The organism is Streptoverticillium reticulum (assembly GCF_047456005.1).
Lineage (GTDB): Bacteria > Actinomycetota > Actinomycetes > Streptomycetales > Streptomycetaceae > Streptomyces > Streptomyces reticulum.
On sequence record NZ_CP179755.1, the window covers coordinates 2,168,073 to 2,192,677 of the forward strand.

A 24,605-nucleotide genomic window follows, 5' to 3' on the forward strand; every position below is an offset into this window, starting at 1 on the left:
GCACACGCGACGGTGGAGACCACCCCATCCGAAGCCTGGAAAGGTCCTCTTCGTGTTCGTCGCACTCCGCGACATCCGTTTCGCCCGGGGGCGGTTCGCCCTGATGGGCACGGTCGTCGCACTCATCACCACGCTCGTGGTCTTCCTCTACGGGCTGACCGGCGGCCTGGCCCGCGAGGCCACGTCCGCGGTCGCGGGGCTGCCGGCGGACCGGATCGTCTTCGGCGCCCCCGCCGGGGCCGCGCCGGAGGTGTCGTTCACCAACAGCACCGTGGACGGCCCGCAGACCGCCGCCTGGCGCGCCGCGCCCGGAGTGACGTCGGCCGAGCCGCTGGGCGTGGCGATGACCCGGCTGACGGCGCACGGCAAGGCCTCGTCCGTGAGCGTCTTCGGCACCTCCGAGCGGCTGCGCCCCGCTCTCGTCCGCGGGTCGGCGCCCGGCGACGGCTCGGTGGCCGTGAGCGAGCGCCTGGCCCGCGACAGCAGCCTGCGCATCGGCGACACCGTCGCCCTCGGCACCGAGCAGCTGACCGTCTCGGGGCTGACGGCCGACCGCAGCCACGGTCACGCGCCCGGCGTCTGGACCACGCTCCCCGCCTGGCAGCGGGTCTCCCACCAGCAGCAGCCGACCGCGCTCGCCGTCACCGGCGGCGGCAAGCCGGCGGGGACGGCGGCCCGGACCACCGAGGCCGTGCCGCTCGCCGACGCCCTGGACGGGATCGACGGGTACGCCGCCGAGCACGGCACGCTGCAGCTGGTGCAGGGCTTCCTGTTCGTGGTGAGCGCGCTGGTGGTGGGGGCCTTCTTCACGGTGTGGACCGTGCAGCGCCGCCCGGACATCGCCGTGCTGAAGGCGGTCGGGGCGAGCAGCGGCTACCTCGTGCGCGACGCCCTCGCCCAGGCGCTGGCCGTGCTGGTCGCGGGAACGGCGCTGGGCGGCGCGGCCGGGGTCGTGGGCGGATGGCTGGCCTCCGCCGCCGTGCCCTTCGAGCTGGGCGCGGCCACGGTGGCCGTCCCGGTGGCGGCGATGGTGCTGCTGGGCCTGGCCGGTTCCGTGCTCGCCGTACGCCGCATCACCTCCGTCGACCCGCTGACCGCCCTGGGAGCAGCCCGATGACCGCCACGACCGCCACCACGACCGCCACGGCCCTCGCCCTGGAGTCGGTCACCCTCACCTATCCCGACGGCGACCGCACGCTCACCGCGCTCGACGCGGTCTCGCTGGCCGTGGCGCCGGGCGAACTCGTGGCCGTCGTGGGCCCGTCCGGCTCGGGGAAGTCCAGCCTGCTGGCGGTGGCCGCCACTCTGCTGCGCCCCGACGCGGGCCGGGTCGTCGTGGCCGGCCGGGACACGGCGGGCCTGGGTGAGCGGGAGCGGACGCGGCTGCGGCGGGAGCAGGTCGGCATCGTCTTCCAGCAGGCGAACCTGCTGCCGTCGCTGACGGCCGTGGAACAGCTGCTGGCGGTCGAGCACCTGCGCGGCGGCAACGTCCGGGCCGCCCGCGCGCAGGCCGAGGAGCTGTTGGAGTCGGTCGGTCTGGACGCGGCCGAGCGGCGCCGCCGCCCGCACCAGCTGTCCGGGGGCGAGCGGCAGCGCGTGAACATCGCCCGTGCGCTGTGCACCGGGCCGTCCGTGCTGCTGGTGGACGAGCCGACGTCGGCGCTGGACCACGAGCGGGGCGAGCAGGTGACGGCCCTGCTGGCCGAGGTGACGCGGCGGCATCGCACGGCGACGGTGCTGGTCACCCACGACCGCGGGCTGCTGGGCCGGGCCGATCGGGTGCTGACGATGACGGACGGCCGGCTGAGCGCCCCGTAAGGGGCGCGGGGAACTGTGCGAGCAGCCACGACGCGCCTGCGGCCGAAGTTCCCGGGCCCTGAGGCGGTGCGTCGACTGCGGGTCGGCGGTGGTGGCTGGTCGCGCAGTTCCCCGCGCCCCTTACGGGGCGCTCTCTTCCTCTGCGTGAGCGTAGAGCTTGAGCACCGGCACCCCCACCTTGTGCCGCGCCCGCGACGCCCAGTCGCGGTGGAAGAACTCCTCGACCAGGTGCGGAGCGGTCAGCACGATCACCTCGTCGGCGTGGGTCTGTTCGACGACGGAGCGCAGCAGGTCGAGCGGGTGGTTGTCGATGATCTGGCCCACCGCCTCGCAGCCCGCCGCCCGCAGGGCGCGCAGCGAGTGCTCCAGCGCGACCGCGGCGGGCCGTAGCGCGTCCTCGCCCTCGGGCTCGTCGGCCTCGTGGACGGCCTGCTCCAGCTCACCGAGGGCGACGTCGTCGATGGCACGCAACAGCCGGTCCTCGTTGCCTCTGGGCCGCATGAGGACCACGAAGGACATGTCGTCCTCGTGCAGCGTGGTGACGAACTCGACGTCTGTGGCGGACAGCGGCTGCTCGATCATCAATACGCTCGTGAACACGGTGGGCGCCCTTCTTCTCCGTGGGCCACCGGGCCCAACAGAAACCATCCTGCGCGTGCTCCCCCCGAGCCCGCCTGTTTTGATCCCGTGCCCTCGGGGGAGCGTCTGACTCGCGTCTGATCCCCATTCTGCCCAGCGGATGCGAAGCGGAACGATAAATTCCGCCGATTGTCAGATCCTTCAGATCCTTTGGTGCCGGGTGTAGCGGGTGAAGAGGAAGCCGTCCTCCTCCAGGACCGAACCGAGAGCGAACCGCTCCGGCACCTCCAGATGCGGCCCGGCCGCGATCCGCGGCGCGCTGCCCGCGGCCATCATCGGGGCCAGGGACAGGCACATCTCGTCCAGCACCCCCGCCGCGGCGAACTGCCCGAGCAGCCGCGGGCCGCCCTCGGTGAGCAGCCGGGTCAGCCCCCGCTCCGCCAGCGCCCCCGGCACCAGCGCGGGGTCCACGCCCCGCCCCTCGCCCGCCACGACCACCTCGGCACCCGCCGCCCGGGCCGCGGCCACCCGGTCGGCCGGCGCCTCCGCGCCCGTGAGGACGATGGTCGGCACCAGCGGAGAGGTGAACAGGGGGAGCGAGAAGTCCAGGCCGAGCCCCGCACTCACCACCGCGATCACCGGCGCCGGGCCCTGTCCGAGCGCCGCGCGCCGCGCCGCGAACGCCTCCCGGGCCCGCGCCGGCCGGTAGCCCTCCTGCCGTACGGTCTCGGCGCCGACCACGACGGCGTCCGCGAGCCCGCGCAGGGTGCCGAAGATCCGCATGTCGGCGTCCGAGGAGAGCGGCTGGGAGCGCCCCTCGTGGTGGGCGGCGCCGTCCAGGGACGAGACCATGTTGGCCCGCAGCCAGGCCCTGCCCTGCGCGGGCGGGGCGTCGGGGTAGGCGTAGAAGTCGGCGAGCTCGTCCAGCCCCCATTCGCGCTCGTCGAGGTCGGCGGGGCTGAGCGGGGAGGGGAACAGGCGTCGCATAGGCCGCAGTGTGACATGGGTCGCTGATCACGTGGCCGTCCCGGCTCCCACAGCAGCTACGCTGGACAGCTGTGTCATCCTCCACCGCATCACCTGCCGATGCCTCCGGGTCCGTCAACGGTCCTATAGGCGAGTCCGCCACCGCCCCGGTGGCGCTGACCTCGCGCGCCCCGCACGTACCGGCCGACCGTCTGGTCGCCGAGATGGTGCCGCCGCCGCGCTTCGACTCCGTGCGGTTCGACACCTACATCCCCGACCCGAACCAGGTCAGCCAGGCCGAGGCCGTCACCGTCCTCGGCGGCTTCGCGGCCGGGCTCGGCGGCGGTGCGGGCGAGGGCGGCGCCCGCAAGCGCTGGTTCCGGCGCGAGGCGAAGCCCGCCGCGGCCTCCGGTCCGCGCGGCGTCTACCTCGACGGCGGCTACGGCGTCGGCAAGACCCACCTGCTGGCCTCGCTCTGGCACGCCGCCCCGGCCGAGCCGGCGCAGAAGGCCTTCGGCACCTTCGTGGAGCTGACCAACCTCGTCGGCGCGCTGGGCTTCCAGCAGACCGTTCAGACGCTCAGCGGCCACAAGCTGCTGTGCATCGACGAGTTCGAGCTCGACGACCCGGGCGACACCGTGCTCGTCTCCAGCCTGCTGCGCAAGCTGGTCGAGGCGGGGGTGGCCCTGGCCGCGACCTCCAACACGCTGCCCGGCAAGCTCGGCGAGGGCCGGTTCGCCGCGGCCGACTTCCTGCGCGAGATCCAGGGCCTCTCCGCCCACTTCCGCCCGCTGCGCATCGACGGCGAGGACTACCGTCACCGCGGTCTGCCGCAGGCCCCGGCGCCGTACGACGACGAGACCGTCAAGCGCGTCGCGCACGCGGCCGAGGGCGCCTCGCTCGACGACTTCCCCTCCCTGCTCGCCCACCTCTCCAAGGTCCACCCGAGCCGCTACGGCGCCATGTGCGACTCCATCCGCGCGGTGTGCCTGACCGGCGTCGAGCCGGTGCCCGACCAGTCGACGGCGCTGCGGCTGGTGGTCCTGGCGGACCGGCTCTACGACCGCGAGGTGCCGGTGCTGGCCTCCGGGAGGCCGTTCGACGAGCTGTTCAGCGAGGAGATGCTGCTGGGCGGGTACCGGAAGAAGTACTTCCGGGCCATTTCCCGGCTGACCGCGCTGGCGCGCGATGCGAAGCCGCTCGTGGAGCGGTACGGGGTGTAGGGGGCGGTTCTTCGGCTGCGGGTCGGTGGTGGCTGATCGCGCAGTTCCCCGCGCCCCTTACGGGGCGCGCGGTACCGTGCGCGGGTGCTTCGGGTCACCGTGCTTGCTGTGCTGTTGAGTTGTGTGCTCGCCGGCTGCGGCGGCGAAAGCCACACACCTCCCCCACCGAGCCCTTCCCCTACCCCTTCCATCGGCCCCGTCCCCGTCTTCACGCACGGCAAGCGCGACGGTCCCAAACGTGTCGCCCTCACCTTCGATGCCGATATGACGGTCGATCAACGCGCGCGTGCCGCGCGCGGTGAGCGTTTCGACAATCCCGCCCTCATCGCGACGCTGCGCCGGCTGAAGGTGCCCGCCACCATCTTCATGACGGGCATGTGGGCCGACCAGTACCCCGCCGAGGCCAAATCCCTCGGCGACGACCCGCTGTTCGAGGTCGGCAACCACTCGTACACCCATCACGCGTTCTCCGCACCCTGCTTCGGCCTGCCGGCCGTCGCGCCGGGCACCGCCCGTGCCGATGTGGAGCGTGCCTTCGACGCCTTCCGGCGTGCCGGAGTCGCGCGCACGGTGCCGTACTTCCGTTTCCCGGGCGGCTGTCACACCGATGCGGTGCTGCGCGAGCTCGGGCCGACGAGGGTGACGGCCGTGCAGTGGGACGTCGTGAGCGGCGACGCGTTCGCCGAGCAGGCGGGGCCGGTGGCCGCCGAGGTGCTCGACAAGGTCCGGCCCGGCTCGGTCGTCGTGATGCACTGCACGCGCAGCGCGGCCCCGGCGACGGAGGAGGCCGTCCGGCAGATCGTGCCGCAGTTGCGGGCGCGGGGGTACGAGCTGGTACGGGTCTCGGAGCTGATCCGCGACGGGAGTTGAGGGCCGGCCGGTCAGCCCGAACAGGCCAGGCGCTGGGCCTCCTGCCATTCACAGACCGGGCAGAGGGTGATGCCCGGCTGCTCCGCGGGGTACTCGGTCGGCTTGCCGCACTGCACGCAGTCGGCGAGGGGGCGGTGCTCGTTCATGTCCCTATCGTCGCGCACTGACCGCGCACGCCACCGCGGTGGCCCCCGCCACGAGCACGGCGGCGATGCAGAGCGGCAGCAGCGGCACGGTGACGGTCCCGTCCCGGGAGCCGGTGACCAGCCCGGTCACGGCGGCGTTGGCGGGTGACCCCGTGGCGACCGTCACGACCAGTGCGGCGAGGACGGTCGAGGGCACCGCCCACGCCGTGCTGCGCAGCAGCGGCCGGTTGCAGAGCGCGCCCACGCCCGTGCCGAGCAGCGCGCACGCCAGCGCGCTCGTCAGTCCGGCCACCGAGGCGGACAGGAGGGGGATGTCCACGCGGTGGTCGGCGCTGCGGGGGTCGCTGATCGCGGCGACGACGACCGTGCCGACGACGGCGAGCACGGTCGAGGCGAGCAGGGCGGTGAGCACCCCGGCGAGGTGCACCCGCCAGGGGCCGACCGCCGCGACAGCACAATTGCGCGCCGCGTCGGGCTCGTTGGTCACGCAGACCCGGACGAACCAGGCGGCGACGGGCACGAGCACGGCGGCGGCCCAGCCGAAGGAGTCGAGGACGGGCTGGCCGCTCTGCAGCCCGACGGCCATGACGGCGCCGTAGAACAGCAACGGCGGCAGCCAGCGGTGCGAGCGCAGCAGCAGGGCCGCCTGATAGCCGAGCAACGGGATCACGGGCGGGGCTCCTCTTCGTGGATGCCGGGGTCCAGGGCCGCCACGGCCCGGACGTGCCAAGGGGGTTGGGCGGTGAGGAGCGCCCGGAGCAGTGCGTCGGAGTGTGTGGCGGCGACGGTCAGCCGGACCCCGCCGGGAGCCGGTTCCCGGCACGGAGTACCGGGAAGTCCGGCGGGCAACGGCTCGCCGCCGGGCGGGGCTTGGGCCTCGATGCAGATACGGGGACCCGCGGGGACCCCGCCGGGTACGGGAGCCCCGACCAGCCGCCCCGCCTCCACCCGGTACCCCGCGTGAGCGGAACCGGCCAGGCGGCGCGGGTCGTGGTCGACGAACACCACTGACGCCCCGGCCGCCACCCGGTCCCGTACCGCGTCGTCGAGGACGGTGCGCGAGGCCCGGTCGAGGCCCGTCCATGCCTCGTCCAGGACGAGCAGGCCGGGGGCACCCAGCAGGCCCTGGGCGACGGCCACCTTCTGGCTGATGCCCTTGGAGAGTTCGGCGAGGCGGGTGCGGGCGTGGCCGCCCGCGCCGAATCGTTCCAGCCAGTCGCGGCCCGCAGTGGCCGCGGCCGCGCGGCCCAGGCCCTGCACGCGGCCCATGTGCGTGAGCCAGCCGAGCGCGGTGAACGGCAGCGCGGACGGGAAGCGTTCGGGGACATAGGCGGTGCGGGGGCGGTCCACGATGCGGCCGGTGCTCGGGGCGTCGATGCCCGCGAGCAGCCGCAGCAGCGTGGACTTGCCGCTGCCGTTGGCTCCTTCGATCCGCAGCAGCGTTCCCGCCGGCACGTCGAGATCGACGCCGCGCAGCACCCACGGTCCGCCGACTCCGTAGCGGCGACCGACCCCCATCAGCCTCATGGCCTCACGGTAGCGTGAGGGTGTGACCAGCCCTGACACCCCCGACGAGATCCCCGCCACGACTGATCCGCGCGACGGCGCACCGCAGTTCGTGCTGCCGCTGGTGGTCCGGATCGAGAAGACGGCTCCCCCGGCCCGCACGGACGCGCTGGAGACGGCGGCGCGGGCGGTGCTGATGCTGCTGTCGGACGAGCGCGCGACCGGCGAGGACGGCGCGTGGGCGCAGGCCGTGCGGGACTGGCAGGACGCCCGCATCCGCAAGGTGGTGCGCAGGGCGCGCGGCGCGGAGTGGCGCAAGGCGTCGGGGCTGCCGGGCATCACGGTGCACGGGGCCGGGGCCGAGGTGCGGGTCTTCCCGCCCGTGCCTCTGGACGGCTGGCCGAAGGAGCTGGTCAAGCTCCAGGTGTCGGGCACGGACCTGGACGATCCGGAGCCCCCGGCGGCGCCGGACCCCGCGCGGCCGGTGCTGTGGCTGAATCCGGAGCTGGACATGTCGGCGGGCAAGGCCATGGCCCAGGCCGGGCACGGTGCCCAGCTGGCGTGGTGGGCGCTGGACGGGGCGGCCCGCAAGGCCTGGCAGGAGGACGGCTTCGCGCTGTCCGTGCGGACGGCGGACGCGGCCCGCTGGGTGCGGCTCACGTCGAGCGGGCTGCCCGTGGTGCGGGACGCCGGCTTCACCGAGATCGCTCCCGGCTCGTGCACGGTGGTCGCGGACCACCCGGACCTTCGCGACCGAACTGTCACATAGGCCTGTGATACTGGCGGCGGAACATCCGTACTGGCGTCAGGGAGTTCGACGTTGCCAAGGGGGAAGCGGGCGAAAAGGGCGAAGCCGCCTAAATATTCGAAGAAGACGACCCTCTGCGCGGCGTCGGCCGTGGGCGCCGCCGCCCTGGTCACCGCCCTCGCGGTCGGCCTGCTGACGGGCGGCTCCGACGGTTCGGGCCGTACGGGCAATGCCGCCTCCACCGCGCAGGCCAAGGCCCGCCCGGAGGGCGGCGCCGACGGCCAGGACGAGCCGTGGGACGGCAAGGTCAAGGTGCTCGGGGACGGTTCGACGTCCTTCACCGGCCCGCAGCCCCACGTGCCCAAGGCCGAGAAGCTCAAACCAGGCGAAAAGCCCCCGCAGTTCGTCGTCTTCTCCTGGGACGGCGCCCTGGAGAACGACGACAAGCTCTTCTCCCACTTCCGCGAGGCCGGTAAGAAGTACAACGCGCAGATGACGTACTTCCTGAGCGGCATCTACCTGCTGCCCGACGCCAAGCGGAGCCTTTACCAGGCGCCCCGGCACAAACAGGGCGCGGCGGACATCGACTTCACCTCCGACGCGCACATCAAGGACACCCTGGAACAGCTGCGCGGCGCCTGGCTCGACGGCAACGAGATCGGCACACACTTCAACGGCCACTTCTGCGGCACGGGCGGCGGCCGCGACTGGACGTCCGACGAATGGCGCAAGGAGATCGACCAGTCGTATTCCTTCGTCCAGAACTGGAAGACGAACACCGGCTTCAAGGACGTCGCCCCCCTGCCCTTCGACTACAAGAAGGAGCTGGTGGGCGGCCGCGCCCCGTGCCTGGAGGGGCAGAAGGCGCTGATACCCGTGGAGAAGTCGATGGGCTGGCGCTACGACGCCAGTTCCCCGGGCGACTTCCAGATATGGCCGTCGAAGACCGACGGCGTCTGGAACTTCCCGCTGCAGCTGCTCCCCTACCCGAAGAGCGACCGCCAAGTCCTCTCCATGGACTTCAACTTCCTCTACAACCAGTCCGGCGACAGCACCAAGGGTGACCCCGCGAAGTACGCCGAGTGGGAGAAGACGACCCGCGACGGCTATCTCAACGGCTTCGAGCGCGTCTACAACGGCAGCCGCGCACCGCTGTTCATGGGCAACCACTTCGAGACGTGGAACGGCGGCATCTACATGAAGGCCATGGAGGACGTCATGCAGAGCGTGTGCCGCCGGGACGGGGTGCGCTGCGTGTCCTTCCGCCAGGTGGCCGACTGGCTGGACGTCCAGGACCCCAAGGTGCTGGCGAAGCTGCGCACGCTGGACCCGGCGCAGTCGCCGGACTGGAAGACGTTCCTCAAGTAACGGTGGACTACGGTCACTTGACGGCCGTCATGTACGCCGTCCAGATGTCGATGGGGAACGTGCTGCCGGTCACGGACGCGGCGGTGCCGCCGATGCCGGTGAGCGGGAGCAGTTCCTGGCTCTTGGGGTCGATGCGCGAGAGCGAGATCGCGGTGGCCAGCTTGCCCCGGTAGCCCGCGAACCAGGCGGACTTGTCGTCCGGCCCGGTGCCGGTCTTGCCCGCGGCATCGGGTCCGGCCGCCTTGGCGGTGCCCCCGGTGCCGCGCTTGACCACGTCGTGCAGGGCGTCGTCGACGGCCCCGGCGACGCTCGCGGGCAGCACGCGGTCGGCGGTGGGCTTCTCCACCTTGACGGCGTCGCCGTTGCGGCTGAGCCGGTCGACGGAGTACGGCTCGCTGTGCAGACCCTGGGCGGCGAAGGTGGCGTACGCGCCCGCCAGGCGGATGGCGCTGGGCCGGGTGGTGCCGAGGGAGAAGCCGGGCACCTGCGGGCCGAGGCTCTCCTCCAGCAGCCCGGCCTGCACGGCCGTCCGGCTCACCCGGTCCAGGCCCACGTCCATGCCCAGTTGCACGATTGGGGAGTTGACGTTCTGCACGACGGCCTCCTTGAGGGGTATGTTCCCCCAGGACTTGCCGCCCTCGTTGACCGTCTTGGCCTTCTTTCCGGCCCGGTCCCAGTACGGCCCCTCGGGCGTGCGGACGGCCGCCTTGTTGTCCCCGTTGTAGAGGGTGCCGGGGCTCACGGGCGTGCGGGCCCCGTTGCGTTCGCGCTGGATGCCGTCGCGGAGACCGGCGGCGTAGACGAAGGGCGTGAAGGTGCCCCCGGCCGGGACGACGCCCGAATTGGCGTCGTTGAAGCCCTGCTTGAGGTAGTCGGGGCCGCCGTAGAGGGCGGCGATGCGCCCGTCGGTGGTGACGGAGGCGGCACCGATCCGCACGTTCTTGTCGGCGTCCCGCTTCCCCGGGTCGAGCCGCTGCTCGCGGACGGCGACGATGGCCTTGTTCAGCGCGTCGACCTTCGGCTTCTCGAAGGTGGTGTGGATCTGGAAGCCGCCGAGGTCGAAGTCGGCGTCGGAGACGTCGGTATGGGCGCTCACATACGCGTGCGCCGTGTCGACGAGATAGCCGACCTGCCCGGTCAGCCCGGCCGGCTTGGGCGGGGCCTTGGGCTCGGGGAAGGTCGTGTACTTCGCCCGCTCCTCGGGCGTGAGCTTCCCGATGACGACCATCCGGTCGAGGATCCACTTCCAGCGCTCGACGGCCCGCTCGTGGTTCTTCGGTCCGACCGCCGGGTCGTACATGCCCGCGCCCTTGAGCAGCGAGGCCAGGAACGCTCCCTCGCTCGGGTCGAGCTGCGAGACGTCCTTGTTGTAGTAGGCGTGGGCGGCGCGCTGAATGCCGTAGGAACCGCGCCCGTACCAGCTGGTGTTGAGGTAGCCCTCCAGGATGTCCGACTTGCTCATCTTGTTGTCGAGCTTGATCGCGATGAACATCTCGGTGAACTTGCGGGTGAGGGTCTGCTGCTGGTTGAGATAGGCGTTCTTCACGTACTGCTGGGTGATCGTGGAGCCGCCCTGGGTGTCGCCGCCGGTGACCATCTTCGTGATGGCGCGGGTGATGCCGCGGGGCGAGATGCCGCTGTCGGTGTAGAAGGTCTCGTTCTCGGCGGCGACGGCCGCCCAGCGCACCTTCTCGGGGACCTTGTCCAGCGAGGTGTCCTGCCGGTTCACCTCGCCGGTGCGGGCCATCTCGGTGCCGTCGGCCCAGTAGTAGACGTTGTCCTGCTGGGTGGCGGAGGCGTTGAGGTCGGTGGGGATGTCGGTCAGCACGTAGAGGACGCCGACGGCGGCGACGAGCGTGCCGAAGCCGGCGCCGAAGAGGCCGAGCACCTGGCGCCAGGACGGCACCCAGCGGCGGAACCCGGTCCGGCCGGGCCGGGGGTAGGCGGGACGCATCCGGCGCAGGCGCTCCACGAGGGGCGCGAACCTGGCGAGCCATGCGAACCGGCTGCCGGCCCTCGCCTTGCGGCGGCTGCCGGTGCGGCCGCCGCGGGCAGGGCTGAAGTCCTTGTGGGCACGCCGGCTGCGTGCCCTCTCTCGCCGCTCGACCACCGGTTGACCCCGACCTCGTCCGAACATCCGTCTGTACATCTACTGCTCGATGACGGGCAGAGTCTTTCATATCCGTCCTTTACACTGCTGAGGTCCCTCTACAGCCCTGTAGAGGTGGAAGACCGGCAGAAGGAACCCCCCGACGATGCAAGCGGCCACCCCTGTCGCCGCGGTGCGCCGCGGCCGCCGCCGCGCCAACGGAGCGCTGGAGGGCGAGGTCCTCGCCGCACTGCAGCGGGCGGGCGCCCCGCTGACCCCGCGCGAGGTGCAGGACACGCTGCCGGGCGAGCTGACGTACAGCACCGTGGTCACGATCCTGTCCCGGCTGCACGCCAAGGACGTCCTCACGCGGACGCCGCGCGGGCGGGCCTACGCGTATGCGCCGGTGACGGACGAGGCGGGGCTCGCTGCGCGGGGCATGCACCGGATCCTGGACGCCAGGGCGGACCGCGAGGTCGTGCTCGCCCGCTTCGCGGGCGGTCTCACTGCGGCGGATGCGGGCCTGCTGCGCGAGCTGTTGCCTTAGCCCCGTAAGGGGCGCGGGGAACTGCGCGACAAGCCCCCACCGGCCCGCAGCCGACGCACCACCCCAGGGGTCCGGGGCGAAACCCCGGGGACCTCGGCTGCAGGCGCGTCGTGGCTAGTCGCGCAGTTCCCCGCGCCCCTTTGGGGCGCCCCGGCGTCGGACCGCCAGCGCCACCGCCCCGCTCACCGCCCCCACGGCCACCGCGCCGGCCGCGACGGCCGACCGCAGCCCGTGCGGACGCGGTGCCGGCTCCGGTGCCCACCGCTCGGCGGACCCCGGCGGCGCCCCGAGCGGCGGCGCGGCCGCTCCCCGCTGCACCGACTTCACCGAGCCGTCCCGCTCCAGCAGCACCCGCTCCCCGTTCGGGTGCGCGAAGTCGAAGAGGTGCGCCAGCGAACCGGCCCGCTCGTCGAACGCCCCGCCCCCGATCCGGCCCGTGTGCCAGTTGTCCTCGATGAAGCGCAGGATCGAGGTCTGTTCCGTCGGCGTGTGGTCCACCGTGCCAGGCTTGCTGTACGGGGAGATCACCAGCAGCGGCAGCCGCGGCCCCGGCCCGCAGCGGCCCGCGAACCTCCCCACCGGCGTCGGCCCGTTCTGGCACGCGGACGCGTCCGTCGGCCTGCCTCCCGCCGCCTTGCTGCGGATCCGCGAGCCGTTCAGCGGTTTCGCGTACACGTGGTCGTACCAGCCGTCGGAGTCGTCGTAGGCGACGACCACCGCCGTGTCCCGCCACTGCGGCCCGCTCTGGATCTTGTTGATCCACTCCACCAGGAAGTGCTGTTCGTCGAGGGGGTCGGAGTAGCCCGCGTGCCCGTCCTGGTAGGCGGGGGCCTTGAGGAAGCTCACCGCGGGCAGCCGGCCCGCCCGCAGGGCCGCGTCGAAGTCGGCCAGGTCGTAGGCGTGGTTGGCCCGCCCGCCGTGGCCGATCTCGGCGACGGACGCCGGGGGCAGGTGGTGCGGGTTGGCGGTGGAGCGGTAGTACTGGAACGGTGCGTGGTGCGGCGAGTAGTCGATCACCCGGGCGCCGCCCACATTGGCGTGCGCCGTGCCCGAACAGCGCGCGTAGTGCCCGGACTTGCCGTCCCACGCGGTGCTCGGCCGGAAGCCGCCCTGGAACCAGCCCCAGGTCACGCCCTTGGCGTTGAGCAGGTCGCCGACGTTGCGCCCGGTGAGCGCGGCCAGGGCGCTGCGGGCGGTGTGGTCGTTGCCCGAGCAGTCGTCGTAGGCGGGGTCGGGGTCCTCGGTCAGCGTGCCCACGCCCTTGGCGTCGGGCACGGTCACGGCGGACCGGTCCGGGGTGTGTGTCTGCCGCGGGTACTCGGTGCCGGACGCCGGGTCGGTGGAGATCACGCCGTGCGTCTGGCCGGAGACGAGATTGACGGCGCCGGGCGTCGACGGGCCGTAGACGGTGCCGAAGAAACGGTCGCTCATGCTGTAGTGCTGGGCGTAGTTCCACAGAGCCGTGACGGTGTTGCCGTCGTAGTAGTCCATCACCAGTCCGGGCTCGCCGTAGAGCGGTCCGGAGCAGGTGCTGGTCTCGGTGTACTGGACGTACCGGTCGGCCCGGCCGCCGTTCGCGGCGTACTGCTCGGGGCTGTAACTGTGGTTCTGGTCGCAGGTCATGGCCCGGTCGGGGCCCAGCCGCCGGGGCGGGTACTGGTTGGGGTTGCGGCGCAGCAGCCCGGCGGTGCGCAGGTTGTCGACGCGGGCGGGGGTCCCGCGGGTGGCGGTGAAGGACGTGCCGTCGGTGTTGGCGGCGTGGGGGTAGGTCGCGAAGTAGTGGTCGAAGGAGATGTTCTCGTCGTAGACGACCACCAGGTGCCTGACCGGTGTCGCCGTGGTCACGGGCACCGGGGGTGCCGGTGCCGCGGCCCCTGCGGTCACGCCCAGGGCCGCGGCGACCCCGGCAAGTGCTGCTGCACGTCTGGCGACAGGTCTGCCGGCCATGTTCCGTCTCACTTTCCGCCTCGCTCTCCGCTCGCGTCCAGCAGCGCGCGCCCGTACCAGTCCGCACCGTCCCGTACACCGGGGAGCACGAAGAACCAGCCGCCGCCGAAGGGCTTCACGTAGTCGGTCAGCGGTTCGCCCGCCAGCCGTTGCTGTACGGCCGTGAACTGCCGTACGGGGTCCTGCTGGTAGCAGCAGAAGAGCAGCCCCATGTCGAGGCTGCCGCCCGCGTCCACGCCCCGGTCGTAGCTGTAGGAGCGGCGCAACAGGCGCTGCCCGTCGGCCTCCGGGGTGCGCGGGCCGGCCAGCCGGATGTGGCTGTCCAGGGGGATCACCTCGCCCGTGGGGTCGCGGTCGTAGTCCGGGGCGTCGGTCTCCCGGTCGCCGTCCAGCGGTGCGCCGGTGTCCCGGCTGCGGCCGAGCATCCGCTCCTGTTCGCGGAGGGTGACGCGGTCCCAGAACTCGGTGAACATCCGGATCAGCCGCACCACTTGATAGCTTCCGCCGGCCGTCCACGCGGGTTCGCCGCGGCCGGGCGGCACCCACACGAGCCGGTCCATGAGGCGGGCGTCGCGGACGTCGGGGTTGGCGGTGCCGTCCTTGAAGCCGAAGAGGTTGCGCGGGGCGCCCGAGGGCCGGGGCGGGGCGGTGAAGCCGTCCAGCCGCCAGCGGATCTGCAGGCCGCCGCGCGTGTGGCGGGTGATGTCCCGCAGTGCGTGCAGGACGGTGTCCGGGCTGTCGGCGCACAGCTGGAGGCTCACGTCCCCGTGGCACCAGGCCGGGTCGGGGTCGTCGTCCGGGAAGACCGGCATGGCCCTGAGCCTCCGGGGCGCCCGGTCCGCGAGCCCGTACCGCCCGTCGAAGAGCGAGGCCCCGACCCCGAGCGTGATCCGCACGGCGCCGTCGGCGGGGATGCGCGGGCCGAGCACCCCGGAGTCGGTGGGCGGCGCGGTGATGCCGGCCGGGGGCGGGGCGCCGCCGCGGGTGAGGAGGCGGGCCCGGGCGGTGAGGGTGCGCAACAGCTCGACGAGCCCGGCCCGGTCGGGGGCGGTGACGTCGAAGGCGGTGAAGGCGGTGGCCCGGGCGGGCGGGGTGAGCAGGGTCTGCTGGCGCGGGGCGTGGAAGGGGGTTCCCCTGCGGGGGGCGGCGCCGGTACGGGGCCCGGTGCCGTCTGCGGGCCGCCCCCCGGCGAGGTCGGCACAGGTCTCGGCGCCGTGGGCGCCCTCCGCGAGCCCGTCACTGCTGCGGACGACACCGGGCACAGGCCCGCTCGCGCCGGGGGCCTCGGCGCCGACTGCACACCCGTTCTTGCCGGAACCGGCCCCGGCCACAGGCCTGTTAGCGGCGTCCGGCCCGCCGACGTCCGCGAGGGCCGGGCTGCCCGCCAGCACGCCGCCGAAGCCTGCCATGGCCCCGCGCAGCACGCCACGCCGACGCACCGGGCGAGTTGCTGCGGTCGGCTCGCCGCTCATGCAGTCCTCCGCGGCTCGCACAGCGCCGCCACGTCCGCCAAGTGCTCCAGCAGGTCGCCGAGTCCGGCGTCGATGCGCTCGCGGTCGGCGCGCGCGAGCCGCCGGGGCGGTGTCCAGGTGCCGCCCCGGCGGTGAGCCTCCAGCGTGCGCCCGAAACCGTCGAGCCGCCGGTCCAGCAGCGGCAGGTCCGCGTACCGGCTGCTCAACAGCGGCCGCAGCCGGGCGAGTACGGCGCGGGTGCCGTCCACACCGGCTCGGACGGTGGCGAGGCCGGTGCCGCTGCCGTAGTCGGCGCGGCCGGTGAGCTCCTGCCGGAAGGCGTCCTCCAGGATCTCGTGCGCGCGGCGCGGCAGGTCCGCCGGATCCATGCGGGCCCGGTCCCCCTGCGCGCGCAGGGTGCGGACGTCCGCGGCCAGCCGCTGCGCGGCCCGGCGCAGGCCGGGGCCGCTCTCGCCGTGCCACAGCCCGTACTCGACGCGGTGGAAGCCGGTGAAGCGCCGGTCGTGCACGCCGCCGGGCAGGCCGGCCGTCGTCCGGTCGACGGCCTCGCCCGCGGCGCCGAACGCGCCGTAGGCGGCGCCCAGCCGCGCGTAGCCGAGGTGGGCGGAGAGCCAGGCCGCGCGGGCGGCGTCCCGGTCCCCGGCGGCGACGGCCGCGCTCAGGGCGTCGGTCCGCGCCACCAGGCCGTCCAGACGCCGGGCCACCCATCGCTGGTAGTCCAGGGCGGGCGGGATCAGGTCGTGCCGCGTGACGGGCACGGCGGCGGGGCCACCGGCCGCGGCGGCGCCGCCGATCCGCACGGTGGGGCCGGTGACGGCGTCCGCGTCCTCGTGCAGGCAGACGAACGTGTACGCGCCGGGGCCCAGCCGGGCCCGCAGCTCCCGGACCGTGCCCGGCCCGAGCCCCTCCGCCTCGCCGAACACCGCTCCGGTGCGGGCGTCCTGCAGCCGCACGTCGGCCGCCGTGGCGGAGGTGTTGCGCAGGGCGAAGTCCTGCATCCCGGCGTGCGGGCGGGACCAGCCCGTTCCGCAGCCGCCCGGCGAGACCTCGACGGCGGTGCGGTCCGGCCCGCCGCCCGGCCGGGCGGGCGCCTTCCCGGCCGCGCCCGGCACCCAGGCGGCGACAACGGCCAGTGCGCCCGCGCCCAGCAGCCCTCCGCACACGGCAGGCACCAGGGAGCGCGGCCGCGGCACGGCGGGAGGGGCAGCTGGCATTCCGGGGTCTCCCCACACGGTCTGCGGCAGACGTCAACAACAGGCTGACGGCGGCTCATGCTAGGCACGGCGATCTCCGGCACCGTGCCTGCCTGCGCCGTGCCGGTCGGGAACACCCCCCGGACTTCACCCGTCCGACGTCACATCAGGCGGCCGTCCAGACACGGCGGTCGCGGGCCACCGTGTGGATCCGGTCGACCTGCTCCGGGTGCAGTACGCCGCCCAGCGCACCGAGCCCCGCGACCTCAGGCTCCCGCAGCACCCGGACGTCCTCCACCGCGTCCGCCCCGTCCACGCCCGTTGCCCCGGCCAGGGCCAGGACCGGCTCCACCCGCACCGTGAAGCGGCAGCCGTACGAGAGCACGTACGCGGACCGCGCGGCGCACTGCCGGGCCCGGCGGACGCAGGGCCGCGGGCGCTCCCGGGGGACCCGGACCATGGTGTCGTCCACCAGGGCCCGGGCCCTGCGGGTCTGCTCGGCGGTGATGCAGAAGACGCCGCCGGGGCCGATGAGCAGGTGGGATATGACCGCGTCGCCCGGCAGGGCGATGGAGTGCACCACCTCCCAGCCGCCCGCGGTCAGCCCGTCCAGCCGGGCCCCGACGAGTTGTTCGGCCGCGAGCGAGCGGCGCCAGGCGTCCTCGACGGGACGGCGGCCGAGGAGCCGGGCGAGCAGCAGCCCGGCGCGCCCGGTGCGGGAGCCGTCGAGGCGTGCGCGCAGCGTCTCGCCCGGGCGGTTGGGGGCGAGGTCGTCGTCGGGTGGCAGGAAGAGCCTCTCGGGGTCGTAGCGCCTTCCGTTCGCGCTGCTCTTCGGCTCGTGCACGCCCATCACCCCCATCCGCCATATTGCCGCAGAAGCGCGGGAACCAACCCAATCGGCCGCCCGTTGGACAGGGTGAGGCCCCGCGACTCCCCCCGTTCGCGGGGCCTCACCAGTGCCCGGCCGGTGCGGCGAACCGAGCACCGTACCAACGGCCCTTCCCCGCGCGGGCGGCCTTGCCCGCGCAGTGACGCAGCACACATCCGTGCGTCGAACATCTGCAACCGGTCGCATCCCAGCTCAGCGCCGCATTGCCGGCCCCGCCCGGCCGCCCGCACCCGGCGAACCTCCTCGGGGATCACCTCCGGACGTCTACCGTGCGGTGCCGCCGCTCCCCCGGCTACCGCTGGGGGTGCCCCCAGGAGGCGCCATGCGATCCCGCACCGGCACCGGCCTGCTCGTCGCCGCGCTGGCGGCGACCCTGGCCGCGCTGCTCTTCCCCCTCTGGACCTACCACCCCCGCACCGGGACGGTCACCGTCGATCTCGCGTCGGGCTCCGTCCCCACCCGCTACGGGCCGCTGTCCGCCGCGGACCGCGACTTCGTCACCCGGGTCCGGCAGGCCGGCCTGTGGGAGATGCCGGCCGGGCAGCAGGCCGTGGCGCGCGGCACGACGGAGGCCGTGCGGCGCGCGGGCGAGCACCTGGTGGAGGGCCACACCGCGCTCGACAAGCACGTGCGCGACGTGGCCGGCCGACTGGGGCTTCCGCTGCCCAGCCAGCCGACCGCCGAGCAGCGCGGCTGGCTCACCCGGCTCGACGCCGCGCAGGGCGACGCGTACGACCGGGAGTTCGCCAACATCCTGCGGCTCGCCCACGGCAGGGTCTTCGCCCTCGTCGGGCAGGTGCGGGCGGCCACCCGCAACTCGGCCGTGCGCGAGCTGGCCGACGACGCCAACGCGACAGTCCTCGACCACATGAAAGTGCTGGAGGACACGGGCCTCGTCGACTTCGACGCCCTCGCCTCCCAGCTGCCCCGGCCACCGGCTCCTGCACCGGATTCCCCCTCCCTTTCGGACTCCCCCTCGGAGAAATGAGCCCATGCCGACCCGCCACCGCCGCCGCCTCGGCGGCACGCACCTGATCCTGATCGCCTTACTGGCCCTGCTCGGCTCGGCCGCCACCTTCGCCGCCGTCACCGGCAACGCCTCCGCCCACCAGGCACCGTCCAGTGTGCCGTCCGGCACTGACAGCGCCCCCAGCGAACCCGGCTCACCCGGCCACGCCCACGCGGGCCCCTCCCCCGCCGACTTCGCCGACATCCGCCGGGCCCCCCGCGACGCGCCCGACCCGGACCCCGGCCCCGGGGCGTCCACCGGCACCTTCACCGCCCGCTGCGGCCGCAACGGGAACGGCCACCGCAACCCCGACAACTTCATCGTCACGCCCGGCGTCGCCAACGGCGCCCACCACGTCCACGACTACGTCGGCAACCTCTCCACCGACGCCTTCTCGACGGACGCCTCCCTGCAGGCCGCGGGCACCACCTGCGCCCGGGGCGACAAGTCCGCGTACTTCTGGCCCGTGCTCCGCGACGTACGGAACTCCGGGCGCATCCTCACCCCCGACAGCGTCGCCCTGACCTTCCGCGGCAACCCCGCCGCCCCGGTCACCGCCATGCCCGAAGGACTCCGCGCGATCACCGGCGACGCCAAGGCGTTCACCGCCGGGACCGCCAACGCCCGGGCCCGCTGGGGCTGCACCGGCGTCGCCGGACGGCACTTCACCGACCGGTACCCGCTGTGCCCGCGCGGCAGCCGCGTCGTCCGGCTGCTGGACTTCCCCAGCTGCTGGGACGGGCGGCACCGGGACAGCACGGACCACCGCTCCCATCTCCGCTTCCCCGACGCCGCGTCAGGACGCTGCACAGCGCGCACCGTTGCCGTGCCGCAGCTGCGGATGGAGCTCACCTACACCGTGCCACGCGGCCCGGCCTTCGCCGTCGACAGCTTCCCCGAGCAGCTGCGCAAACCCGTCACCGACCATGCGGACTTCGCCGACGTCATGCCGCGGGCACTGATGACGACGGTCGTGCACTGCATCGACGAGGGCCGCCGCTGCGGCTGACAGGAGGCCCCATCAGGTCCCTTCGGGCGCATTGGCCCGACATCGCAGGACGGTGCTTTACTTCGTCAACCGCCATCCCAATTATCCCCTTTATCGCACAATCATCGGAGGGATGGCCCCGTGAAAGCAGCAGCCCTGTACGGCACGATCGGCTCACTGATCCTCACGGGGTTCACCGGCCTGCCGGTCGCCCCGGCCGGCGCGACCGGCACCGCGCCCCCGGGCAGCAGCGCCGCCGAGGCCCGCGGCGAGACCCTCGCGGCCCGGCGCGCAGCGGACCGGGGCATCGACTTCGACAGCTGCGCGGCGGTCGAAGGACTGCCCGCCAGCGTCGAGTGCGGCACCGTCCTGGTGCCCCTGGACTACGCCCGCCCCGACGGCCGGCAGATCAGACTCACCGTCAGCCGCCACCGCGCCACGGGCGACGAGCGGCAGGGGGCCTTGGTCTTCAACCCGGGCGGGCCCGGCGGGAACGGCATGTTCTACCCGCTCATCGCCGGCCTCCCCGCCTGGCGGAACGTCGCCGAGGCCTACGACATCGTCGGCTACGCGCCGCGCGGCGTCGGCCGCTCCGCCCCCATCTCCTGCGTCGACGCGGCGGGCTTCGACGGCGGCCCCAGCGCCGCCCCGGAGCACCCCTCGGCCGCGTTCAAGAAGAAGCAGATCGCCCAGGCCCGCTCCTACGCGGCGGGCTGCGCACGCCGCAACGGGGCGTCCCTGCGGTACTTCACCAGCATCAACAACGCCCGCGACCTCGACGTCCTGCGGGCCGCACTCGGCGAGAAGAAGCTCAACTACGTGGGCGCCTCCTACGGCACCTACTTCGGCGCCCTGTACGCCACGCTCTTCCCCGGGCACGTGCGCCGCATGGTCTTCGACAGCGTGGTCAACCCCGAGCCGGGCAAGATCTGGTACGGCAACAACCTCGACCAGTCCGCCGCCTTCGACCGGCGCTTCGGCGACTGGCGCCGCTGGGTGGCCAAGCACGACGCCGTCTATCACCTGGGCCGCCGCCCGGAGCAGGTGCTGGCCGCGTACGAGAAGGCGAGCAGGCAGCTGGAGCACCACCCGGCCGGCGGCGTGGTCGGCCCCGGCCAGCTGCAGGGCGCGCTCCTCAAGTCCGGCTACAGCGACAGCCATTGGGCGCGCGACGCGCAGGCGCTCTCCGCGTACGTGCACGGTGACGAGGGGCCGCTGCTGGCCATCGCCTCGCCGCCCGACGCGAACACCGCGGCGAGCTCGGAGAACGAGAACGCGGTCTACACGGCCGTCGAGTGCAACGACTCGCCCTGGCCCAAGTCGTGGGAGGTGTGGGACAAGGACAACACCCGGCTCGCCAAGCACGCACCGTTCGAGACGTGGAGCAACGCCTGGATGAACCTGCCGTGCGCCTTCTGGCAGGGCCCCCGGCAGAGAGTCCTCGATGTCGGCGTCGGGCGCCGCTCGGCCCTGCCGCCCACCCTGCTGCTGGCCGCCGAACGGGACGCGGCCACGCCGTACCGGGGAGCGCTGGAGCTCCAGAAGAAGCTGCCGGGGTCGGCCCTGGTCACCGAGCGCGGTGCGGGCACGCACGGCATCGGCGGCGGCCCCAACGCGTGCGTCAACCGGTACCTGGACACGTACCTGCTGACGGGACGCCTCCCCGCCCGCCGCACGTACTGCGCTCCGCGCGCGGAGCCCCGCGCGACCTGAGCGGGGCCGGACGGCGGAGGGGCCCGGGAGCAGTGCGCTCCCGGGCCCCTCCGCGTGGTGCCGACGGCCTTACGCCAGGCCTGCGATCAGGTCCGCGACGGCCTTGCGGCGGCCCGTGTAGAACGGGACCTCCTCGCGCACGTGCATGCGCGCCTCGGACGCGCGCAGGTGACGCATCAGGTCGACGATCCGGTACAGGTCGTTCGCCTCGAAGGCCAGGATCCACTCGTAGTCGCCCAGCGAGAAGGACGCGACCGTGTTGGCCCGCACGTCCGGGTAGCCGCGGGCCATCTTGCCGTGGTCGGCGAGCATGCGGCGGCGGTCCTCGTCGGGCAGCAGGTACCAGTCGTAGGAGCGGACGAAGGGGTAGACGCTGACGTAGTCGCGCGGGGTCTCGTCGGCGAGGAACGCCGGGATGTGCGACTTGTTGAACTCGGCGGGGCGGTGCAGGGCCATGTTCGACCAGACCGGCTCCAGGGCGCGGCCCAGGTTCGTCCGGCGGAAGAGGTTGTACGCGTCCTGGAGGGCGTCCGAGGTCTCGGAGTGCCACCAGATCATGACGTCGGCGTCGGCCCGCAGCCCGGAGAGGTCGTAGGTGCCGCGCACCGTGACGTCCTTCTCGGCGAGCTGGGCGAAGAGCTCCTCGACCTCGTCGGCCCAGCCGGCCCGGTCCTGCGGGAGTACGTCGCGCAGCTTGAACACCGACCACAGGGTGTAGCGGATGACCTCGTTGAGGTCCTTGGCCTTCTTGCCGGCGTTCGGGGTCTTCACAGGGGCGTCAGTCATGTCCCTATTCTCACTCGCCGCTGTCGGCGCGTGCCGCCAGGGTGGCGAGTACCTCGCCGGCGGCCCGCTGTCCGCTGGAAATGCAGGCCGGGATGCCCACTCCGTCGTAGGCCGCGCCGCACACCTGCAGGCCGGTCAGCCGGGAGACGTGGTCGCGGATGCGGGCGACGCGGCCGAGGTGGCCGACGGGGTACTGCGGCAGTCCGCGGTCCCAGCGGGTGACCCGGCTGTCGACCGGTGCCGCCGCGAGGCCCACGGCCTCACCGAGGTCCTTGAGCGACAGCGATACCAGATCGGCGTCCTCGCGCCTCAGGTCGTCCTCGTCGCCAAACCGCCCGATCGAGGTACGCAGCACGAAGAGGTCCGGGGCGGCCTCGGCGTTCCAGCGCCACTTGTTGCTGGAGAAGGTGGACGCCTTGATCGTCCGTCCGTCGACGGGCGGGACGAGGAAGCCGCTGCCCTGCAGCAGCCCCTCGACGTCGGAGCGGCGGAAGGCCATGGTGACCAGCGCCATGGAGGCGTACTCGACGGCGGCGAGCTCGGCGGCGGCCGCGGGGGACGCGTCCGCCAGCAGGGCCGCCGCGGCGGGCGCGGGCGCGGCGAGCACCACGGCGTCGGCGGCGAGCACGCCCGCGTCGGTCGTCACGCTCCAGCCGTCCGCGCCGCGGGCGAGCGAGCGGACGGGCGTGCCGGTGCGGATCTCGCCTCCGGCGGCGCGCACGGCGTCGGCGGCGGCGAGCGGCAGTTGCCCGATGCCGCCCTCGATGCCCTGGAAGACCGGCCCGGCCTGCTGCGGTGCGCTCGCGGCGCGCGCCTGCAGGGCCTGTACGGCCTCGGTCAGCGTGCGGTGCGTGCGGACGGCCTCGAAGAGCTGGGGCACGGCGGCGCGCATCGAGATCCGGTAGGCGTCGCCGGCGTAGACACCGCCCAGCAGGGGCTCGACGAGCCGGTCCACGACCTCGCGGCCCATGCGCTCGGCGACGTGGGTGCCGATGGCGACGTCCTCGCCGACCTCGGAGGGCGGCAGTTCCGCGTCCCGGGCGATCCTGGCGAGGCCCTCCGCGGAGAAGACTCCGGAGGCGGCGAGCGCGGCCGGGTCCCCGGGAACGCCCATCACATGGCCCTGGGGCAGCGGCCGCAGTCCGCCGCGGGTCCACAGCATGGCGGTGGCGGCGGGCGGCTGCAGCCGGTCGGCGAGGCCGACGGCGCGGGCCAGCCCGACGGCCTCCGGCCGCCGCGCCAGCACCGACTCGGCGCCCAGGTCGACGGGCATGCCCGCGATCTCGCCCGCGTGCAGCTTGCCGCCGACCCGGTCCGAGGCCTCCAGGAGCGTCACCCGCGCCCCGCCCTCCAGCAGCCGGAGGGCCGCTGCCAGCCCCGAGATTCCGCCGCCGACGACGACCACATGCCGCGAGGAGGTGTGCGCTGCGCTCATGGGTCCACTGTCTCAAACCGCCGTACGGCCGCAGTCGGCAACCCCATTGACAGGTACCGGCGCCCCGCCGAGACTCGCGCGCAGCGATCACCGATGGTTTACGGAGACCCCATGACCGACCGCATCCGGGATGTGTACATCGTCGACGCCGTCCGCACGCCCGTCGGCAAGTACGGCGGCGCGCTCGCGGGCGTCCGCCCCGACGACCTCGCCGCGCACGTCGTCCGCTCCCTGGTCGGCCGGTCGCCGGCACTGGACCCGGGGCGCATCGACGACGTCGTCCTGGGCAACGCCAACGGCGCGGGCGAGGAGAACCGGAACGTGGCCCGCATGGCCGTGCTGCTCGCCGGGCTGCCCGTCTCGGTGCCCGGCGCGACCGTCAACCGGCTGTGCGCGTCCGGGATGGAGGCGGTCGTGCAGGCGTACCGCGCGATCGCGCTCGGCGACGCGTCGGTGGTGATCGCGGGCGGCGTGGAGTCGATGAGCCGCGCCCCCTGGGTGCTGCCCAAGCCCGAACGGGCCTTCCCGGCGGGGCACCAGGAGATGTACTCGACCACGCTCGGCTGGCGGATGACCAATCCCGCCATGCCGCCGCGGTGGACGGTCTCGCTGGGCGAGGGCGCCGAGCTGATCGCCGAGAAGCACGGCATCGGCCGGGCCGAACAGGACGCGTTCGCGCTGGCCAGCCACGAGAAGGCCGCGCGGGCGTGGCGGGAGGGCGCGTACGCGGCCGAGGTGGTGCCCGTGCCGGGGGTGTCGTTCGCGCGGGACGAGTCCATCCGCGACGCCACCTCGCCGGAGGCCCTCGCCGCGCTCAAGCCCGCGTTCCGCAAGGACGGCGGCACGGTCACGGCGGGCAACTCCTCGCCGCTGAGCGACGGTGCGGCGGCGCTGCTGCTGTGCGACGAGGACGGGCTGCGCGAGACGGGCCGCGAGCCGCTCGCCCGGGTGCGGTCCACGGCGGTCACCGGCATCGAGCCGGACCTGTACGGGCTCGGGCCGGTGGACGCGGTGCGGCGGGCGCTCGCCAAGGCGCGCCGGTGCTTCGCGGAGGTGACCCACTTCGAGCTCAACGAGGCCTTCGCCGCCCAGGCGCTGGGCTGCTTCGCCGAGTGGCCCGACCTCGACCCGGGCATCGTCAACCCGCGCGGCGGCGCCATCGCCGTCGGCCACCCGCTGGGCTGCTCCGGCGCCCGGCTGACCGGTGCCGTCGCCCACCAGCTGGCGGCCGCGGGCTCGGGCACGGGCCTGGCGGCGCTGTGCATCGGGGTGGGGCAGGGCCAGGCCCTGGTCCTCGAACGCTGACCCGAACT

At 73.8% G+C, this 24,605-nt stretch carries 23 protein-coding genes; 11 read left to right on the forward strand and 12 right to left on the reverse strand.

The window, feature by feature from the left end; genetic code table 11:
- Positions 1-52: 52 nt before the first annotated feature.
- Complete coding sequence (locus ACMATS_RS09785) at positions 53-1,117, forward strand: ABC transporter permease (protein WP_414167692.1); 1,065 nt, start codon at positions 53-55, stop codon at positions 1,115-1,117.
- Positions 1,114-1,818: an ABC transporter ATP-binding protein gene (locus ACMATS_RS09790; RefSeq protein WP_390778249.1), complete on the forward strand. Its 705-nt coding sequence runs from the start codon at positions 1,114-1,116 to the stop codon at positions 1,816-1,818. Before ACMATS_RS09785 ends, ACMATS_RS09790 begins: the two co-directional genes overlap by 4 nt.
- A 120-nt stretch (positions 1,819-1,938) precedes the next feature.
- Here the strand turns inward: ACMATS_RS09790 and ACMATS_RS09795 are convergent, their stop codons facing one another.
- The gene (locus ACMATS_RS09795; protein WP_390778250.1) at positions 1,939-2,418 is read right to left on the reverse strand and encodes an indole-3-glycerol phosphate synthase; all 480 of its coding nucleotides are present in this window, start codon (positions 2,416-2,418) and stop codon (positions 1,939-1,941) included.
- A gap of 180 nt (positions 2,419-2,598) precedes the next feature.
- Complete coding sequence (locus ACMATS_RS09800; RefSeq protein ID WP_414167693.1) at positions 2,599-3,384, reverse strand: pyrimidine reductase family protein; 786 nt, start codon at positions 3,382-3,384, stop codon at positions 2,599-2,601.
- Between the two features lie 71 nt (positions 3,385-3,455).
- On the opposite strand from ACMATS_RS09800, the gene zapE reads away from it, so the two are divergent.
- Both zapE and ACMATS_RS09810 read left to right on the forward strand, forming a co-directional pair.
- A complete protein-coding gene (zapE, locus tag ACMATS_RS09805) occupies positions 3,456-4,586 on the forward strand; it encodes a cell division protein ZapE (RefSeq protein ID WP_414167694.1) in 1,131 nt (376 codons plus the stop codon).
- Between the two features lie 84 nt (positions 4,587-4,670).
- Complete coding sequence (locus ACMATS_RS09810) at positions 4,671-5,456, forward strand: polysaccharide deacetylase family protein (protein WP_414167695.1); 786 nt, start codon at positions 4,671-4,673, stop codon at positions 5,454-5,456.
- Between the two features lie 11 nt (positions 5,457-5,467).
- On the opposite strand, the gene ACMATS_RS09815 is transcribed toward ACMATS_RS09810, so the two are convergent.
- From ACMATS_RS09815 to ACMATS_RS09825, 3 genes are read right to left on the reverse strand one after another with little or no spacing between them, the layout of a single operon-like run.
- Positions 5,468-5,602 (reverse strand): hypothetical protein, encoded by a 135-nt coding sequence (locus ACMATS_RS09815; RefSeq protein ID WP_414170874.1) that lies wholly within the window; start codon positions 5,600-5,602, stop codon positions 5,468-5,470.
- A 4-nt stretch (positions 5,603-5,606) separates the two neighbouring features.
- A complete protein-coding gene (locus ACMATS_RS09820; RefSeq protein WP_414167696.1) occupies positions 5,607-6,272 on the reverse strand; it encodes an ABC transporter in 666 nt (221 codons plus the stop codon).
- Positions 6,269-7,129 (reverse strand): ABC transporter ATP-binding protein, encoded by an 861-nt coding sequence (locus ACMATS_RS09825; RefSeq protein WP_414167697.1) that lies wholly within the window; start codon positions 7,127-7,129, stop codon positions 6,269-6,271. The genes ACMATS_RS09820 and ACMATS_RS09825 overlap by 4 nt, the downstream gene beginning before the upstream one ends.
- Before the next feature lie 22 nt (positions 7,130-7,151).
- On the opposite strand from ACMATS_RS09825, the gene ACMATS_RS09830 reads away from it, so the two are divergent.
- Both ACMATS_RS09830 and ACMATS_RS09835 read left to right on the forward strand, forming a co-directional pair.
- Positions 7,152-7,877: an aminoacyl-tRNA hydrolase gene (locus tag ACMATS_RS09830; RefSeq protein WP_414167698.1), complete on the forward strand. Its 726-nt coding sequence runs from the start codon at positions 7,152-7,154 to the stop codon at positions 7,875-7,877.
- Between the two features lie 51 nt (positions 7,878-7,928).
- A complete protein-coding gene (locus ACMATS_RS09835; RefSeq protein ID WP_390778258.1) occupies positions 7,929-9,224 on the forward strand; it encodes a hypothetical protein in 1,296 nt (431 codons plus the stop codon).
- Positions 9,225-9,237: 13 nt separating this feature from the next.
- Here ACMATS_RS09835 and ACMATS_RS09840 read toward each other — a convergent pair whose 3' ends face one another.
- The gene (locus ACMATS_RS09840) at positions 9,238-11,178 is read right to left on the reverse strand and encodes a transglycosylase domain-containing protein (protein WP_414170688.1); all 1,941 of its coding nucleotides are present in this window, start codon (positions 11,176-11,178) and stop codon (positions 9,238-9,240) included.
- Between the two features lie 301 nt (positions 11,179-11,479).
- Between ACMATS_RS09840 and ACMATS_RS09845 the strand changes: the two genes are divergently transcribed.
- A complete protein-coding gene (locus ACMATS_RS09845) occupies positions 11,480-11,860 on the forward strand; it encodes a BlaI/MecI/CopY family transcriptional regulator (protein WP_391151063.1) in 381 nt (126 codons plus the stop codon).
- Positions 11,861-11,974: 114 nt separating this feature from the next.
- Here the strand turns inward: ACMATS_RS09845 and ACMATS_RS09850 are convergent, their stop codons facing one another.
- The 4 genes from ACMATS_RS09850 to ACMATS_RS09865 form a co-directional block, all read right to left on the reverse strand.
- Positions 11,975-13,807 carry a phospholipase C gene (locus ACMATS_RS09850; RefSeq protein ID WP_414167699.1) on the reverse strand — a complete coding sequence of 611 codons (1,833 nt, stop codon included), beginning with the start codon at positions 13,805-13,807 and terminating at the stop codon, positions 11,975-11,977.
- A gap of 8 nt (positions 13,808-13,815) precedes the next feature.
- Positions 13,816-15,279 carry a Dyp-type peroxidase gene (locus ACMATS_RS09855; protein ID WP_414167700.1) on the reverse strand — a complete coding sequence of 488 codons (1,464 nt, stop codon included), beginning with the start codon at positions 15,277-15,279 and terminating at the stop codon, positions 13,816-13,818.
- A complete protein-coding gene (locus ACMATS_RS09860; protein ID WP_414167701.1) occupies positions 15,276-16,493 on the reverse strand; it encodes an imelysin family protein in 1,218 nt (405 codons plus the stop codon). Before ACMATS_RS09860 ends, ACMATS_RS09855 begins: the two co-directional genes overlap by 4 nt.
- A gap of 145 nt (positions 16,494-16,638) precedes the next feature.
- Entirely contained in the window at positions 16,639-17,316 is a 678-nt protein-coding gene (locus ACMATS_RS09865) for a nuclease-related domain-containing protein (protein WP_414167702.1), read from the reverse strand.
- A 367-nt stretch (positions 17,317-17,683) separates the two neighbouring features.
- Here ACMATS_RS09865 and ACMATS_RS09870 point away from each other — a divergent pair, with 367 nt between their 5' ends.
- From ACMATS_RS09870 to ACMATS_RS09880, 3 genes are all read left to right on the forward strand, one after another.
- A complete protein-coding gene (locus ACMATS_RS09870) occupies positions 17,684-18,349 on the forward strand; it encodes a DUF4142 domain-containing protein (protein WP_414167703.1) in 666 nt (221 codons plus the stop codon).
- A 4-nt stretch (positions 18,350-18,353) separates the two neighbouring features.
- Positions 18,354-19,379: a DUF1996 domain-containing protein gene (locus ACMATS_RS09875; RefSeq protein WP_414167704.1), complete on the forward strand. Its 1,026-nt coding sequence runs from the start codon at positions 18,354-18,356 to the stop codon at positions 19,377-19,379.
- 120 nt (positions 19,380-19,499) lie between these two features.
- A complete protein-coding gene (locus ACMATS_RS09880) occupies positions 19,500-21,071 on the forward strand; it encodes an alpha/beta hydrolase (protein ID WP_414167705.1) in 1,572 nt (523 codons plus the stop codon).
- 69 nt (positions 21,072-21,140) lie between these two features.
- On the opposite strand, the gene hemQ is transcribed toward ACMATS_RS09880, so the two are convergent.
- Positions 21,141-21,857, reverse strand: coding sequence for a hydrogen peroxide-dependent heme synthase (gene hemQ / locus ACMATS_RS09885; RefSeq protein ID WP_336416791.1), 717 nt, complete (start codon positions 21,855-21,857; stop codon positions 21,141-21,143).
- A 10-nt stretch (positions 21,858-21,867) separates the two neighbouring features.
- Positions 21,868-23,292: a protoporphyrinogen oxidase gene (hemG, locus tag ACMATS_RS09890; RefSeq protein ID WP_414167706.1), complete on the reverse strand. Its 1,425-nt coding sequence runs from the start codon at positions 23,290-23,292 to the stop codon at positions 21,868-21,870.
- 111 nt (positions 23,293-23,403) lie between these two features.
- Here hemG and ACMATS_RS09895 point away from each other — a divergent pair, with 111 nt between their 5' ends.
- Positions 23,404-24,597: a thiolase family protein gene (locus ACMATS_RS09895; RefSeq protein ID WP_414167707.1), complete on the forward strand. Its 1,194-nt coding sequence runs from the start codon at positions 23,404-23,406 to the stop codon at positions 24,595-24,597.
- Positions 24,598-24,605: the final 8 nt, after the last annotated feature.